The following is a 14694-nucleotide window of genomic DNA, read 5'->3' as shown; positions in this document are numbered from 1 at the left end:
TGGTTTTAACCGATGTTTTTGCTGACAAGGAACCGTCGGCAACTCTTTAGAGGTAGCGCGCCCGGGATCGGCGGCAAAAACCCACTTTGGTGCTGCACATGCTCTGTTTTCCTGATTTCTTCCGGGACCTGCGCTGATGATGCGCTGGTTGCGCAGCTCCCTGCCCGCTCGCGCCGGGCTGGCGGTGATCCTGATCGCCGTGCTGGCGCTCGCCAGTTCATTGAGCGCCGGGCTGATCGCCTGGTTCAGCCAGGGCGATGCCGCCGCCATCAACACCGCAGGCTCGGTGCGCATGGAGACCTATCACCTGAGCTGGAAACTCGCCGCAGGTGCAACGCCCTCAGAAATCGCCGCCATCACCGACAGCCTGCAAACCCGTCTCACCAGCCAGTCACTCAAGGCCGTGCTGGAAGATGGACCGACCGCCGCCCTGCAAGTCAGCTATGCGCAAATCCAGCAACAATGGAACGAGGATTTACGCCCGGCACTTGAGCGCGGCGATGCGGCGGCCTTTCAAGTCCAGGCTCATTCCTTCGTTGAGCAACTGAACCAGTTCGTCAATCTGTTGCAGCGTCAAAGTGAACAAAAGCAGGGCTGGCAACAGGCGATCCAGGGCATGGCCTTGTTCACCACCATGATTGTCCTGCTGATCGGGTTGTACGAGTTGCAGTACGGTGTCGTCACGCCCCTCAAGGAGTTGGTGGACGCAACCCAGCGCTTTCGTCGTGGCGATTTCAAGGTGCGGGTCAACCATCAGTCCCAGGACGAACTGGGCCAGTTGGCCACGAGTTTCAATGCCATGGCCGAGACGATTGAAGACTCGCATCGCACCCTGGAAAGTCAGGTCCAGCAGAAAACCCTGAACCTGCAACAAGCCAATGCCGCCCTGGAGCTTCTGTATCAAAGCAGCCGAAGCCTGGCCACACGCCTGGCCAATGCCGAAGGCCTGGATGAATTGATTCGACGCTTCCAGCAACGCCTGCCCGGCTTGCGCCTGTCGCTGTGCTTGCAAGGCCAACTGCAGGCACCGGCCCAACAGCTACTGGCCCTGCACGGCGCGAACATCCGCGAAGTCTGCGCCAGCAGCGACTGCGCCACTTGCCAGAAGCACCACAAAGCCAATCCGAAAGCCTTCAGCATCAGCAACCAGGGCAGTGAACTGGGTGAGCTGAAGGCGCACTTTGTCGACGGCCATCCCATGCAAGCCTGGGAAACCCAACTGATCCAGGCCCTGGCCAACCTGATCGGCACCTCACTGTCGCTCAAGCGTCAACGGGAACAGGATCATCGCCTGCTGCTGCTCGAAGAACGCACGATCATCGCCCGCGAGCTGCACGATTCACTGGCCCAGGCCCTGTCTTACATGAAGCTGCAAGTCAGCCGCATGCAGACCCTGATGCGTCGGGGCGAACCGGTCCAGACCCTGGAAACCGTCACCGCCGAATTGCGCGAGGGACTGAACAATGCCTATCGCCAGTTACGCGAGTTGCTGACGACTTTTCGTTTGCAGATCCACGACGCGGGACTGGTGCAGGAACTCAAGGACACCGCCGAGGAATTTTCACGTCGCGGGGAGTTTCAGGTGCATCTGCACGTCGACACGCTGGCCTTTCAGCTATCGGCCAGCGAACAAATCCACATTCTGCAGATCACCCGCGAGGCGCTTTCCAACTGCTTGCGCCACGCCCATGCGCAAAACGCCTGGCTACAACTGCGCCAAGACGGCGAGACAGTCAGGTTGTCGGTCGAAGACGACGGTCGCGGCTTCAGCGGCAACGTCGACCAACGCGAACACCACGGCCTGAACATCATGGATGAGCGGGCTCGCAGCTTGCACGGCCAGCTGCAGATATCTTCCAGGGAACCCCAAGGCACCCGTGTCCAACTGGAATTCCATCCGGAATTTCTCGGGCAGCAAACAGAAGGCAACACCCTATGACCCCGTCCCCGCAACACAGAATCCTGCTGGTAGACGACCACCCGATGATGCGTCACGGCATTCGTCAGATGCTCGAACTCGAAGATGATTTCCTGATCGTCGGCGAAGCCAGCCAGGGTGAAGAAGCACTCGGCCTGATTGAGCCGCTTCGACCGGATCTGGTCTTGCTCGACAACAACATGCCGCAAATGAATGGCATCGAAACCCTGCGCCGATTACGGGCGATGAACTACACCGGCAAAGTGCTGCTGTTCACTGTGTCGGACGCCGAAGACGATATTCGCGATGCACTACGGCTGGATGCCGACGGTTATCTGCTCAAGGACATGGAACCCGAACTGTTGATCCAGTACATCCGCGATGCCTTGAACGGCGCCTTGGTGATCAGCCCGGGCCTGACTCAAGTCATGGCCCAGGCGCTACGCTCGCCGCCGCGCCAGGCCGTGGTGGAATTGACCGAGCGCGAACGCCAGGTGTTGAAAACCATCGCCAGCGGCTTCAGCAACAAGGTCATCGGGCACAAGCTGGGCATCACCGAAGGGACGGTCAAGGTCCACGTGAAAAACCTGCTGCACAAACTCGGCTTGCGCTCGCGGGTAGAAGCGGCAGTGTGGGCCATGGAACATCTGCGCAGTGCGGGCTGACGGGCATCCCTCCTTGGAGGTAGGCCTGCAGAGGCATAGGTCATTTGGCCTGCGCTCTCTACTATGACGGTCAGCGGAGGTACGCCATGCTGACCCACCCTTCCATCGTTTTAACGTTGCGCCGTCATCATCTGTTCAGCCAGCTCCCGGAGAAAGTCTTCGAGGAAGTCTGCAGCCTGGCCATGCTCAAGCGCCTGGCCTGTCACAGCACCCTCATGCATCAAGGGGATCCGGCCAGGCGTTTTTTCCTGTTGGTCAGCGGCCAGGTCAAGTTGTACCGGCTCACCGGTGAAGGCCAGGAAAATCTGGTGGAGATCATCCAGCCCGGCCAGACCTTTGCCGAAGCCTTGCTGTTCAGCCAGGCCCGGCTCTACCCGGTGAGCGCCACAGCGCTGAAGGACAGCGTGCTGGTGAGTATCGAGGGCAACCATTACCGCAATGCCCTGGAGGACCAGCCGAAAGTCTGTCTGGCGATCCTGGCGAGCATGAGCGTTCACCTGCACCTGCGTCTGCGTGACATCGATACCTTGACCATGGCCAGTGCGAGTCGTCGGGTGATCAATTTTCTGTTCCAGGAACGCCACCCGGTTACCGGCCAGATTGTCTTGCAGGTGTCCAAACGTCTGGTGGCGTCGAAGCTTGGGATTCAGCCGGAAACCTTCTCGCGGATTTTGCATCGCCTGGTGGAGTGCGGCCTGATCGCCATGGAGCGTCGCCATATCAGCATCCTCGCTGAAGAGGAGCTGGCGGCTTTCCAATAGCCGGAATTGACCGCCATCAAGGCGCAATGCCACGCGCCTTGCACACTGGCAGAGTCCATCCACGGAGAGTGCAAATGCCCCGTTCAACCCTGCCTTTGGTTTACTCCTGCTCAGGCTGCTCCAACGTCGCCCAACTGGCCAATACCCTGGCGGTGCGACTGGACCGCAGCGGCCTGGCTGAAATGTCTTGCATCGTCGGTGTTGGCGGGCATGTGGCGGCGTTGGTCAACAAGGCACGCTCAGGGCGCCGGATCTTCGCGCTGGACGGCTGCCCGTTGCAATGTGTTGAAAACTGCCTCAAGCAACATGGTCTGCATGCTGATGTGCATCTGATTCTGAGTCAGTACGGGCTGCGCAAACGCCATGGCGAGGACTGCACGCAGGCGCAGAGTGATGAGTTGTTTGAAGGGATCAGTCAGTTGATTGCCAGTGATGCTCGGCAGCATGAAAGCCGGCAGGAAACGATGGCCTGAAGAACAATAAGAACCCTGCGGGAGCGGGCTTGCCCGCGATGTGGCAGGTACACTCGCCTCGGCAGGGTGTATATCCGTTTCTTCGGTAACGGCGGCTTAGGGTTCCGCCCTTACGGCGGGTTACTTTGAAAAGCGCAAAGTAACCAAACGCTTTCGCCCCTGACGTACGGTGGCTCGCCTAGGCTCGCCATACCCTCACTCCGGTCCTGCTCCGTGGGCCCGCCGCCATCGGCCATCCATGGCCGGGGGCGGCTAACCCGGCATCCATGCCGGGTTGCCCACTGCGCAGAACCTGCGTTCGGCCTTCCGACGGGGCAGGTCAAGATCAAAAGCCAGATCAAAAGCCAAAAGCGAGGCGGCCTGATAGCCGACCTGATGTTGGTTCGGTCACGTCTGGTCAGCGGCGGTGTACCCAAATGCCATGCCTAACAAATTTTAACTGTGGGAGCGGGCTTGCTCGCGAAGAGACCGTGTCAGTCGACATAAATGTTGAATATAAGTTCGCCTTCGCGAGCAAGCCCGCTCCCACAATTAATCAGTGTTGCTTCCAGAGGATGTGAACGATCAAGTCAGCGAAGCGCGCCCGCTTGATGCCTAGGTCGGCCCAGAGGCCGCCTCGCTTTTGCTGTTGCGGTAGTCGCCCCCTCGAGAGGCCGAGAGGAGGTTCTGCGCAGTGGGCAACCCGGCATGGATGCCGGGTTAGCCGCGCACGGCCATGGATGGCCGATCGCGGCGGGCCCACGGAGCAGGACCGGAGCGAGGGCATGGCGAGCCTAGGCGAGCCACCGAACGAAAGGGGCAAAAGCGCTTTGGTTACTTTCGCGCTTTTCGAAAGTGACTCGCTGTAAAAGCGAAACCGCCAGCCGCCGTTACCGCAGAAATGGATATGTACTCCGACCAAAAAACAGATAGCCTATCAGGCCGCCAACCCCTTCCCCGCCCGCTCCAGATTGCGCCACAACCAAACAGGCAACACATCAGGATCCAGACTGTCGATCAGGTTCTTCAACGCCAACCCCAACTCCGTATCACCCTCAATCACCAAACGCCGACGAAAAAACAGCGTATCCGGATCCTCCTGACGACTCGCCAACAGTAAAAACTCCCGCCAATTACCACTGATCATCACATGCGCCACGGCATGCTCGGCAATCCGCAACCCTTTACCACTGAAAGTCAAATACCAGGACAACCCCAGATCGGGAATCCGCAAACCCAACCAACGCCCACGCAAAACCTCGAACTCACCATCGCGCAACGGCTCAGCGAGGCACCGATTCAGCGCCTGCTGCAACGCCAGTCGCTGCACGGCAAAAGGCACCCGGCGCACCAACGGCAACAACCGGTCGGCACCTTTCAACAGCCACTTTTTCCGATTCAACACAGGCCGACCTCCTCGACGCGCAGCATGCCGGCCTGGCCATGCCAATAACCGTTGCACCCTTCGACGAACAACGGCGGTGTCTCGCCCAGACGAACCCGTTGATAGGCCGCGATCACCTCGGCCATGCCCTGAGCACGAGGACTCAAGCGCAACAGATCGGCACCGCAAGCCACCAGCCCGGCGTAATCGGCCAACAGATTGGTCACCTCGGCCGACATCGTTTGAATACCGTTGATGGTGAACAGCGCCTGCCCTTCCTGGCTGGTCAGCGCCAGGCCGTCGGGGTAGTTGATGCAGCAAAACTGGCAGTCGTCCTTGGGCCGGTTTTCCGCCCGAGCCGTAAAGCAGCGTGCGGAATAGGCCAACGGCAAATGCCCATAGGCGAAGATTTCAACTTCAGGCACCGCACGGCCCAGTTCGCGCACCTGCCCGATCACGTCACTAATCAGCGCCGCCGAACATTCCACGGGCGGCACCCAGCGGGTCATGCCGCTGTCGAGCAATTGCGCCAGCGCATGACCGTTGTACAGATTGAGGGCCGGGCCGCCCACGAACGGCAATTTGCGCTCGGTCAGGAACTGCACCGCGCCCATGTCGTTGGCTTCCACCAGCAATTGGCCGTTGTCGCACAGCCGACGCAGGCTGGAGAGCTCAGACGCCGCTTCGATCAGCGTCAGGCTGGAAAGCACCAGTTGTGCCTGGCTGCACTCCTGCAACTCACGTCCCAATCCCAGCCATTGATCCAGTGAAAATGCCCGGCGTTTCGAGCACACGGTTTCCCCCAGATAAATCACATCCAGGGGCAAAGTCGACATCTCGGCGTAAAAGTGGCTGAGTTGCTCTTTGTCCCAATAAAACAGGACCGGTCCCAGGCTGAGTTTCATGTCGAATCCCTCATTGCCATGATCGATGATAAGCACCCAGAGTGGTCTGGCTGCCTTCGGACAAACCGGCCAGCACCTGACGCCATTCCTCCTTGACCCGAAAACTGCCCGGTGCGCCACGATGGGCGTCCAGTGCCGCGCGCCAGACACGGGTGACTTGTTCGACATAGGCCGGGCTGCGTTGGCGGCCCTCGATTTTCACGGCTTCGACGCCGATGGCCGTCAGTTCCGGCAGCAAGTCCAGGGTGTCGAGGCTGGTGGGCTCCTCCAGCGCATGAAAGCGTTTGCCGCCGACCAGGAAACGGCCCTTGCACAAGGTCGGGTAACCGGCCGGTTCGTCAGGGGTGTAGCGATCGATCAGGACTTCGCTGAGACGCGCGCTCAAGCCTTCGGCGTCCTCGCTCCAGCGCACCGCCTTGGCCGGCGAACAGACACCGCACAGGTTCGGCGACTCGCCGGTAATGTAGGAAGACAGATGGCAACGCCCTTCGGCCATGATGCACAAGCTGCCGAAGCCAAACACTTCGATGGGCACCGGGCTGCTGGCAGCGACCTGGCGTACTTGCGCCAACGACAACACTCGCGGCAGCACCGCGCGTCGAATGCCGTAGCGCTGCGCATAAAACTCCAGCGCGGCGGCATGGGTCGCCGAGCCCTGGACCGACAGGTGCAACGCCAGTTGCGGGTGGCGCTGACTGGCGTAGTTGAGCACCCCGGGGTCGGCGGCGATCAGCGCATCCACACCGAAATCGGCGGCACGATCCACCGCCCGCTGCCAGCGCTCCCAGCCCTTGGGTTGCGGGTACGTGTTGACCGCGACGTAGAGTTTGCGTTGATGCTGGCGAATGTGGGCGACCGCGGCGTCGAACTGTTTGTCGTCCATATTCAGCCCCGCGAAATGCCGGGCGTTGGTGTCATCGCGAAAGCCGACATAGACGGCATCGGCGCCTTGGCGCACCGCCGCTTTAAGCGCAGGCAGGTTCCCTGCCGGGCAGACCAGTTGCATGGGTAATCCTCATCAAAAAGCGCAGTTCGGGGCCTAATCAGTCATGGTTGGAATGCGCTTGTGGCGAGCGAGCTTGTTCCGGGCGGCGTTCCGACGCTGGACTGCGCAGCAGGCCTAAATAACAGGGCCGCTTCGCGACCCAGCGGGAGCAAGCTCCCCCGCCACACAGTCTAGCGAGACCGGCAGGCACGGCCTTGACGGCAATCAATTGCCATCAATGCATCAGGTCGGCGAAGGACAGGAACATCACGTTGTCGTGCTTGAGCACTTGCTGCTCGCACTCGATCACCGCCAGCCCATCGGCCCAGCACGCGGCGGTCAACATGGCCGAGCTTTGCTGAGGGTGCAGCTGCACGCTCAACTGGCCGTCGGCGCCGGGCGTCAATCTGGCCCGCAGGTACTGCCGACGCTTGTTACGCTGCAACCAGTCGAACCCGGCTGGCACGGCCAACGGCACCGGCAGTACGTCAGTCACGCCTTGGGCCCTGAGCAGGAACGGACGCACCACCACCAACGCGGTGATCAGCGCCGCCGACGGATTTCCCGGCATGCCGATCCACGGTTTGCCGGCCACTTCACCAAAGGCCAGTGGCTTGCCCGGCTGGATGGCCAGCCGCCAGAAATCGACGTTGCCCAGTTCCTCGATCGCCTGTTTGAGGTGATCTTCCTCGCCCACCGATACGCCACCGGAACTCAACAGCAAGTCGCATTCCGAGGACGCCAGACTCAAGGCATGCCGGCTGGCCGCCAACTCATCGACCATGACGCCATAGTCGTGTACCTCAACGCCCCAGCCGCGCAATAACGCGGCGAGGCAATACCGATTGCTGTTGTAAATCTGCCCCGGCGCCAAGGGATCGCCCGGCTCACGCAGTTCATTACCACTGCTGAGCAGGCACACCTGCAACGGCCGATAGACCTCGACCCGCGCGATACCGGCACCGGCCAGCAACCCCAGTTCTTGTGCGCGCAGGCGTTTGCCGGCCTTGAGCAGCAGATCCCCGCGGCGAACTTCCTCACCCTCCTTGCGTACATGGTCGCCAACGGATACAGGCGGGAACCAGACGCGCTCGCCCTCGACCCGACAGCGCTCTTGCGGCACGACGGTATCGGCGCCCGGTGGCAATGGCGCGCCGGTAAAGATCTGCACCGCCTGCTGCGCGAGCAAGGGCATGCACGCTTGATCCCCTGCCGCAATGCGCCCGCCAATCGACAAAGAGCCTCCCGCCTTGGGCAAGTCAGCCGCCCTGAGGGCATAGCCGTCCATGGCACTGTTGTCCCAGGCCGGCAGGTTCACCGGGGAATGAATGTCCGCCGCCAGCACCCGCCCCATGGCTTGATCCAGACGGACCATTTGCGCCAGGGGCGGCGGCGGTGCCTGATCCAGCAGACGGCTGATGGCCTCGTCCACGGGCATCAGGTTGCCGATGTCGCACACCCGGCCGGTCATGTGCGTGTCTCGCAGGCGTCGATGATCCGCTGCGCTTGCGCTTTCAAATGCGGGGCGAAATTGCACGGGCCGGTGCGACTGTCCAGTTGTTCGAGCAGGATCTTGTTCCAGGCAGTCCGACAGGCACCCGGCGAGCCTGGAACGCAACACACCAGTACGCCGTTACTCATGCCGGCCAGTGCCCGGGACTGCAGACTGGACATGCCGATTTCCTCCAGAGACACCTGCCGGAACAGTTCGCCGAAGCCTTCCACATGTTTGTCTAGCAATGGCAAGACCGCTTGCGGTGTGTTGTCGCGAGCGGTGAAACCGGTGCCGCCGGTCATCAAAACCACTTGCACTTTGGGGTCGGCGATCCACCGGGAAACGGTGGCGCGGATCTGATAAATGTCGTCCTTGACCAGATCGCGATCGATCAGCACATGCCCGGCTGTTTGCAGCAGATCCGTCAGGGTCTGCCCCGAAGTGTCGGTGTCAAAAGTGCGCGTATCGCTGATGGTCAGTACGGCGATGTTCAGGGGTTCAAACGTGCGTTGCGCCAGATGGGCCATATCCAGGTCTTCCCGTAGATGAGGGTATGGCCCGAAGCCTGAACCGGAATAGCGAGCGAGCCAATTCCTCCAAGGAGGTACCTCGTCGGGGACATAAGAAGATTGTGTCGCACACACAAAACCTGTGGGAGCGAGCCTGCTCGCGAAGGCGGTGTGTCAGGCCATTAGTTGCGACTGACACACCGCAATCGCGAGCAGGCTCGCTCCCACACTGGCCCCCATCGCTTTCAAGGCGCCAACCGGCTTCGCTTCCACAGACCATCACGCAACCGGTAATCGAGTCGATCATGCAAGCGGTCAGCCCGCCCCTGCCAGAACTCCAGACGTTCAGGGCGCAGGCAGTAGCCACCCCAATGCTCGGGGCGCGAGACGGCCTGGCCAACGAAGCGCTTGATGGTTTCAGCCAGCATGGATTCCAGCGCTGCGCGACTGGCCAGCGGACGGCTTTGCGGTGAAGCCCAGGCCCCCAGGCGACTGGCCATGGAACGAGAATCGAAGTACGCATCCGACAACGCCGGGTCGAGCCTGGACACCTGCCCTTCGATACGCACCTGACGCTCCAGCCCCGGCCAGAAAAACGTCATCGCAGCATAGGGATTGACGGCCAGTTGCTGACCCTTGTCGCTCTGGTAATTGCCGAAAAAAGTAAAACCTTCATCGCTCAACCCCTTGAGCAGCAGAACCCGACAGTGCGGCCGTCCTTCAGGGTCGACCGTCGCCAGCACCATGCTATTGGCCTCGACAGGTGCGCACTCGGTGTCGCGGGCCTGTTGCAACCACTGCCGGAACATCGCCAACGGATCGTCCAGCGCAGCCTCGTCTTGCAGGCCATTAAGGGTGTAGTTACGGCGCATCTGAGCCAGGGAAAGCGGCATGACGGTGATCTCCGGAAGGTTTTACGCAGTGTGCGAGGCACTGCGCGAGACCACCTTGACCGCCATCAACACTGTCGCCTACTTGAGACGCAGCCGCCGCGCCAGTTTGTGCAGGTTGCTGGGATCGACTTCGAGGATTCGCGCGGCGCTGGCCCAGTTTTCCCCGGACAGGCTCAGGGCCTGGAGGATTTTCTTGCGCTGGTAATCGTCGACGGCTTCGCCCAAGGGCTGGAACGGCAGATCAGCCGTAACGTCCGGGGATGGTTCGACCACCGTCCCCGATGCCGCCATCGCGCTGTCGAGATCGAGAATCTCAGGCTCCAGCGTCATGATCAACGCGCGACTCGTACCGCGACTGAGCTGCTTCAACGCGGCCCGACTGATCACGTGTTCCAGTTCGCGCACATTGCCCGGCCAGGTATAAAGCAGCAGCGCGCGTTCGGCCGCCGGCGACAGGCGCAAACCACGCAGGCCGAGCCGCGCCCGATTGAGTTCAAGGAAATGCCCGGCCAGCATCAACACATCATTGCCGCGCTCGCGCAGGGGCGGAATCGGCACTGGATATACCGAGAGCCGGTGATACAGATCGGCGCGAAAAAAGCCGTCGCGGATGCTGTCCGGCAGGTGCCGGTTGGTGGCGGCGATGATCCGCACATCGACGTGCAGCGGCTTGTCGGCGCCGAGGCGCTGGATCTCGCCGTTCTGCAGGGTGCGCAACAACTTCGCTTGCACGGCCAATGGCAATTCACCGACTTCATCGAGAAACAGCGTGCCTCCGTTGGCGGCATCGAAGCGTCCGGCACGGTCACTGGTGGCGCCGGAAAAGGCGCCTTTGACATGCCCGAACAATTCACTCTCTGCCAGCGACTCCGGCAAAGCGGCGCAGTTAACGTGTATCAGCGGTTTGTGGTGGCGCCTTGAAAGACGATGCAAGCGCCGGGCGAACAGCTCTTTGCCGACGCCAGTCTCGCCCAACAGCAACACCGGCAGATCGGAGTCGGCCAGTACATCCAGCTCATTGAGCAACTGATGCAATACCTCACTCTGCCCGAGGATCTCGCCCTCCTCGACCGGCATTCGAAAATCCTGGGGATCGCTGCGGGACAGGCGCAAGCTGCGGTTTTCCTGCTCGAGCCGGGTGACCCGCACGGCGGCTTCGATCTGCAAGGTGCAGCGCTTGAGCTCTTCCCGCGCGCGGCTGTCAAAGGTCCCGGCGTGCAGCGCATCGAGGGTGATCGCGCCCCAGATCCGTCCTTCGACATACAGGCTCACGCCCATGCAGTCATGCACCGGCAGCGGTTCGCCGACGTGGTTATCGAGCAAGCCGTCATATGGGTCCGGCAGGCGACTGTCGGGTTCGAACCAGGTCGGCTCGCGCGACGCCATGATTGCCGCCAGCCGGGGATGCTGGGCGATGACGAACCGGCGCCCCAACGCTTCATGAACCAGCCCCACCGTCGCAACGGGCCTCAGGCTATCGTCATCCAGACGCAACAAGCCCACGGCACCACTGTTGAAGTATTCGCGCAAGGTCTGGACCAATCGTTGCAACCGCACAGCATTGGGCAACTCGACGATCAGGTCGGCTGCCAGGCTTTCTCGCAGCATGGTAGTAATCACCCTCTATGGTTGGATTCACCCTAAAGCGTCAGGGTGCCTATCACCACAACTAAAAATTAATCGATGTTTTTCAATCACTTAAATATGGCATGCCGGATGCAATGAGCCTGGGGAACCGTTGAAACCCAAACAAGGAACCCTGATGAGCCAGACCCTATTGGAACAAAGCCTCGGCCAACTGGCCTGCGACATTCCCGGTGCCACCCGGATCTTCCATACCTTCAAACTGGACTTCTGTTGCGGCGGGCATAAAAGCCTGCGTGAAGCGGCCCTTGGCAAAAACCTCGATCCGGTCCTCATTGCCGACGCCCTGAACATTCTGCAAGACGCCGGCGAAACCCAGCACGACTGGCGCAACGAACCTTTGGAACTGTTGATCGCCCACCTTCTGGCGCGCTACCACGCCCGCCACCGCGAGCAATTGCCGGAACTGATCCGCCTGGCCCGCCGCGTCGAGCAGGTCCATGGCGCGCGCAGTAGCTGCCCCAACGGACTGGCCGATCTCCTGACCGACATGCAGCAAGAGCTCGAAGGCCACATGCTCAAGGAAGAACAAGTGCTGTTCCCGATGCTGCAACAAGGCATCGGTGCTCAAGCGGCTCCGCCGATCCAGGTGCTGCGCTTCGAGCATGATCAACATGGCGAAGCACTGGAGAAAATGCTCGCCTTGACCAATCACATCATCCCGCCTGCCGATGCCTGCAACACCTGGCGCGCCCTCTATCGCGGGCTGCTGGAATTCAAAGACGATCTGATGCAACACATTCATCTGGAAAACAACGTGCTGTTCATCAACGCCCTGAACCCTCGTCACTGATCGATTTTCGGAGGCCGCTTTCGCGCGCAGGCTCGCTCCCACATGGGGTGGTATTCCAATGTGGGAGCGAGCCTGCTCGCGAATGGCGTCACCCCGGATTTATGGGTTTTCCAGCACGATCAACCGTGCCAATAGAACATCGTCTTGGCCAGGATCACGATCAACACCATGTGCCCGAGGATGCTGCGGCGAATCCAGGTGGCGCGAGTCGCGGTCAGGCGCGCATGGGTCAGCCAATAGGCCAACAGCAAGTAATGACCGATGATGCTCAGGGCCAGGATGATCTTCAGGCTCAGCAACGTACCAAAGCTGCTGGCCAACGGTTGACTCAATGCGCCCCGGTACTGCCACGCCAGGCCGATGCCGGCGCCATACAACAGCAACACCACGCCATGCAGCACCTTGCGCGAACGCACGGCAATCGCCTGATCCGCCGTGGATTGCGCGGTATCCGCCAACTGCTGGCGTGCGCGATGCCAGATGACCACTTCAAAAAACAGCGTGCCGATGAAGGCAATCGCTGCCAGCAAATGCGTGACCAGCAAAAAGGGATACATCAGCGCCAGCCTCTGTCAGTTCGCGTGCTCATCCCGGATGACCGTCGACCCGGCCCCGCAGCAGCATCGGCCCATAACGCCAGGCGTACAGCGCAAACGCCAACGCCCAGCACATACCGGCCAGCCACAATGCAGGCAAGGGAAAGAACTCGATCAACACGACCCGGCTCAGGCACGCCAGGTTGAGCAAGATGAACGCCAGGGTCATGCCCGACGGCGGCTCCAGCGCACGGCCGGTGTGCCCGAGGCTGACCCGCGCAATCATCGCCAGCACCAGGCCGCCCATGGCCCCGATCGTCAGGCAATGCACCGCCAGACTCGGATTGATCGGCGCGCCGAAATGCCACAGCGCCATCCCGAGACACGCCACCGCCAACCAGCCATAGGCCAGGTGCAGCGCCCACAGCAACGGTACGTGCCACAGTGCCCGGTCATGCCAGCGCACCAGGCGCACCAGATGTCCCGCCGCCAGCACCGCGAACAGCAGGCCCACCCAGATATTGGGGTTGAGCGCTGGTCCTGCGGCATACAACAACGCCACCAGCGGCGAGCCCACCAACAGCAATCGATCCAGCCAGGGCCAGGCGGCCACGCCTTCCACTCGACCAAGGCCACGCTGGGTGAAGAACGGAATCACCCGCCCGCCGATCAACCCCATCATCGCTGCCACCAGCCAAATGCCGGTCAGCACGCCCTGGCGCTGCCAGCCTTCATGCCCCTCGACCAGGCCGTACAGGGACAACCCGTCGGCCACGGCCAACAACAGCAGAACCACCACAATCGGGTAGTTACGTTTCTGCCGCACCTTCCACAAGGTGAAACCCATGAGCACCGCCACCGCCAACGGGAACGCCATTTCCAGCACCGCGAGCATCGGCCACGGCACATTGCCCAGCCAGGCCACTCGCGCCAATAACCACAGCAGCGCCAGAGCGGCCAACGGTTTACCGCTGAGGCCGGGGCGACCGGTCCAGGTCTGCACCGCCGTCAGCAGAAAGCCCGCGATAATCGCCAAGCCGAACCCGAACAGCAATTCATGCCGATGCCAGCCCAGCCAACCGCCTGCCGGCTGCCAGTCGGAAATCGAACCGCTGAAGGCGGTCAGCCAGAGCGGAATGGCCAGCACCGCCAACAGGCAGCCGGCGAGGAAAAACGGCCGAAAGGCCAGCCGTAACAGCGGCGCGATTGCCATCGCTTTACGGCGGTCAAGCACTTGCATAAAGCCACTCCTCTACCTGTTTGCTGACCTGGCGCCAACCCGCACGCGCCGAGGTAAATCCAGGGCCAATCATCGGGTATTACCGATCCATTGCCTTTGTCACAGATCAAGTGTGCAAGGGACGTGCCCCGATGCTCATTCGACCCCCTGTAGAGAGAGGACTTACCCTTGTGGGAGCGAGCCTGCTCGCGATAGCGGCGGCACATTCAGCATCAATGTTGGCTGGCCCACCGCTATCGCGAGCAGGCTCGCTCCCACAAGGGTGATTGGTTCCGGGTACAAATGACCCTGTGATGGTCATTTAAACCCTAAAGATCACGGTGTTTTTTACCCTGATCACTGACACCCCCAATAAACAAGGCCCTCCAAGCCTGGCCCGCGTCTTGCTCTGCATGGGCAGCCTTTTAGAAATCCTGGATCCCTCTCGATTACCCGGAGTCGTCATGAAAAAAGTCATCCAGCCACTCGCCTGGTGTGTTGTGTTGACCTCAATCCTGTCCCTGTCCAGCGGCGT

At 61.1% G+C, this 14694-nt stretch carries 15 protein-coding genes; 6 read left to right on the top strand and 9 right to left on the bottom strand.

What is annotated here, in order from left to right; translation table 11 throughout:
• The first annotated feature begins 136 nt into the window (after positions 1–136).
• The 4 genes from BK662_RS03025 (at position 137) to BK662_RS03010 (ending at position 3817) form a co-directional block, all read left to right on the top strand.
• The gene (locus tag BK662_RS03025; protein ID WP_123356593.1) at positions 137–1939 is read left to right on the top strand and encodes a HAMP domain-containing protein; all 1803 of its coding nucleotides are present in this window, start codon (positions 137–139) and stop codon (positions 1937–1939) included.
• On the top strand, positions 1936–2583 hold the full coding sequence (narL, locus tag BK662_RS03020; protein WP_123356592.1) for a two-component system response regulator NarL: 648 nt from the start codon (positions 1936–1938) through the stop codon (positions 2581–2583). The genes BK662_RS03025 and narL overlap by 4 nt, the downstream gene beginning before the upstream one ends.
• Before the next feature lie 86 nt (positions 2584–2669).
• Positions 2670–3344, top strand: coding sequence for a Crp/Fnr family transcriptional regulator (locus BK662_RS03015; RefSeq protein WP_123356590.1), 675 nt, complete (start codon positions 2670–2672; stop codon positions 3342–3344).
• Positions 3345–3418: 74 nt separating this feature from the next.
• Positions 3419–3817: a putative zinc-binding protein gene (locus tag BK662_RS03010; RefSeq protein WP_123356588.1), complete on the top strand. Its 399-nt coding sequence runs from the start codon at positions 3419–3421 to the stop codon at positions 3815–3817.
• 916 nt (positions 3818–4733) lie between these two features.
• Here the strand turns inward: BK662_RS03010 and ubiT are convergent.
• The 7 genes from ubiT to norR form a co-directional block, all read right to left on the bottom strand.
• Positions 4734–5201 (bottom strand): ubiquinone anaerobic biosynthesis accessory factor UbiT, encoded by a 468-nt coding sequence (ubiT, locus tag BK662_RS03005; RefSeq protein WP_123356586.1) that lies wholly within the window; start codon positions 5199–5201, stop codon positions 4734–4736.
• A complete protein-coding gene (locus BK662_RS03000) occupies positions 5195–6085 on the bottom strand; it encodes a U32 family peptidase (protein ID WP_123356584.1) in 891 nt (296 codons plus the stop codon). The genes ubiT and BK662_RS03000 overlap by 7 nt, the downstream gene beginning before the upstream one ends.
• Before the next feature lie 10 nt (positions 6086–6095).
• Complete coding sequence (gene ubiU, locus BK662_RS02995) at positions 6096–7091, bottom strand: ubiquinone anaerobic biosynthesis protein UbiU (protein ID WP_052964423.1); 996 nt, start codon at positions 7089–7091, stop codon at positions 6096–6098.
• A gap of 214 nt (positions 7092–7305) precedes the next feature.
• Positions 7306–8541, bottom strand: coding sequence for a molybdopterin molybdotransferase MoeA (locus tag BK662_RS02990; protein ID WP_123356583.1), 1236 nt, complete (start codon positions 8539–8541; stop codon positions 7306–7308).
• A complete protein-coding gene (gene moaB / locus BK662_RS02985; RefSeq protein ID WP_123356581.1) occupies positions 8538–9092 on the bottom strand; it encodes a molybdenum cofactor biosynthesis protein B in 555 nt (184 codons plus the stop codon). The genes BK662_RS02990 and moaB overlap by 4 nt, the downstream gene beginning before the upstream one ends.
• 227 nt (positions 9093–9319) lie before the next feature.
• Positions 9320–9967, bottom strand: coding sequence for a pyridoxamine 5'-phosphate oxidase (gene pdxH, locus BK662_RS02980; RefSeq protein ID WP_123356579.1), 648 nt, complete (start codon positions 9965–9967; stop codon positions 9320–9322).
• A 78-nt stretch (positions 9968–10045) separates the two neighbouring features.
• Positions 10046–11575, bottom strand: coding sequence for a nitric oxide reductase transcriptional regulator NorR (gene norR / locus BK662_RS02975; protein WP_052964427.1), 1530 nt, complete (start codon positions 11573–11575; stop codon positions 10046–10048).
• Positions 11576–11729: 154 nt separating this feature from the next.
• Here norR and ytfE point away from each other — a divergent pair, with 154 nt between their 5' ends.
• A complete protein-coding gene (gene ytfE / locus BK662_RS02970) occupies positions 11730–12404 on the top strand; it encodes an iron-sulfur cluster repair protein YtfE (RefSeq protein WP_008075057.1) in 675 nt (224 codons plus the stop codon).
• Between the two features lie 119 nt (positions 12405–12523).
• On the opposite strand, the gene BK662_RS02965 is transcribed toward ytfE, so the two are convergent.
• Together BK662_RS02965 and BK662_RS02960 are read right to left on the bottom strand one after the other, a co-directional pair.
• Positions 12524–12961 carry a CopD family copper resistance protein gene (locus tag BK662_RS02965; RefSeq protein ID WP_123356577.1) on the bottom strand — a complete coding sequence of 146 codons (438 nt, stop codon included), beginning with the start codon at positions 12959–12961 and terminating at the stop codon, positions 12524–12526.
• A 28-nt stretch (positions 12962–12989) separates the two neighbouring features.
• Positions 12990–14180 carry an NnrS family protein gene (locus BK662_RS02960; RefSeq protein WP_123356575.1) on the bottom strand — a complete coding sequence of 397 codons (1191 nt, stop codon included), beginning with the start codon at positions 14178–14180 and terminating at the stop codon, positions 12990–12992.
• Between the two features lie 320 nt (positions 14181–14500).
• Between BK662_RS02960 and BK662_RS35025 the strand changes: the two genes are divergently transcribed.
• A partial coding sequence (locus tag BK662_RS35025) for a hypothetical protein (RefSeq protein WP_148057907.1) occupies positions 14501–14694 on the top strand: 194 nt, incomplete at its 3' end.

The organism is Pseudomonas frederiksbergensis (assembly GCF_003732275.1).
GTDB lineage: Bacteria > Pseudomonadota > Gammaproteobacteria > Pseudomonadales > Pseudomonadaceae > Aquipseudomonas > Aquipseudomonas frederiksbergensis_H.
The sequence above is the reverse complement of the archived record's forward strand: the minus strand, read 5'-3'. Positions and strand labels throughout refer to the sequence as shown.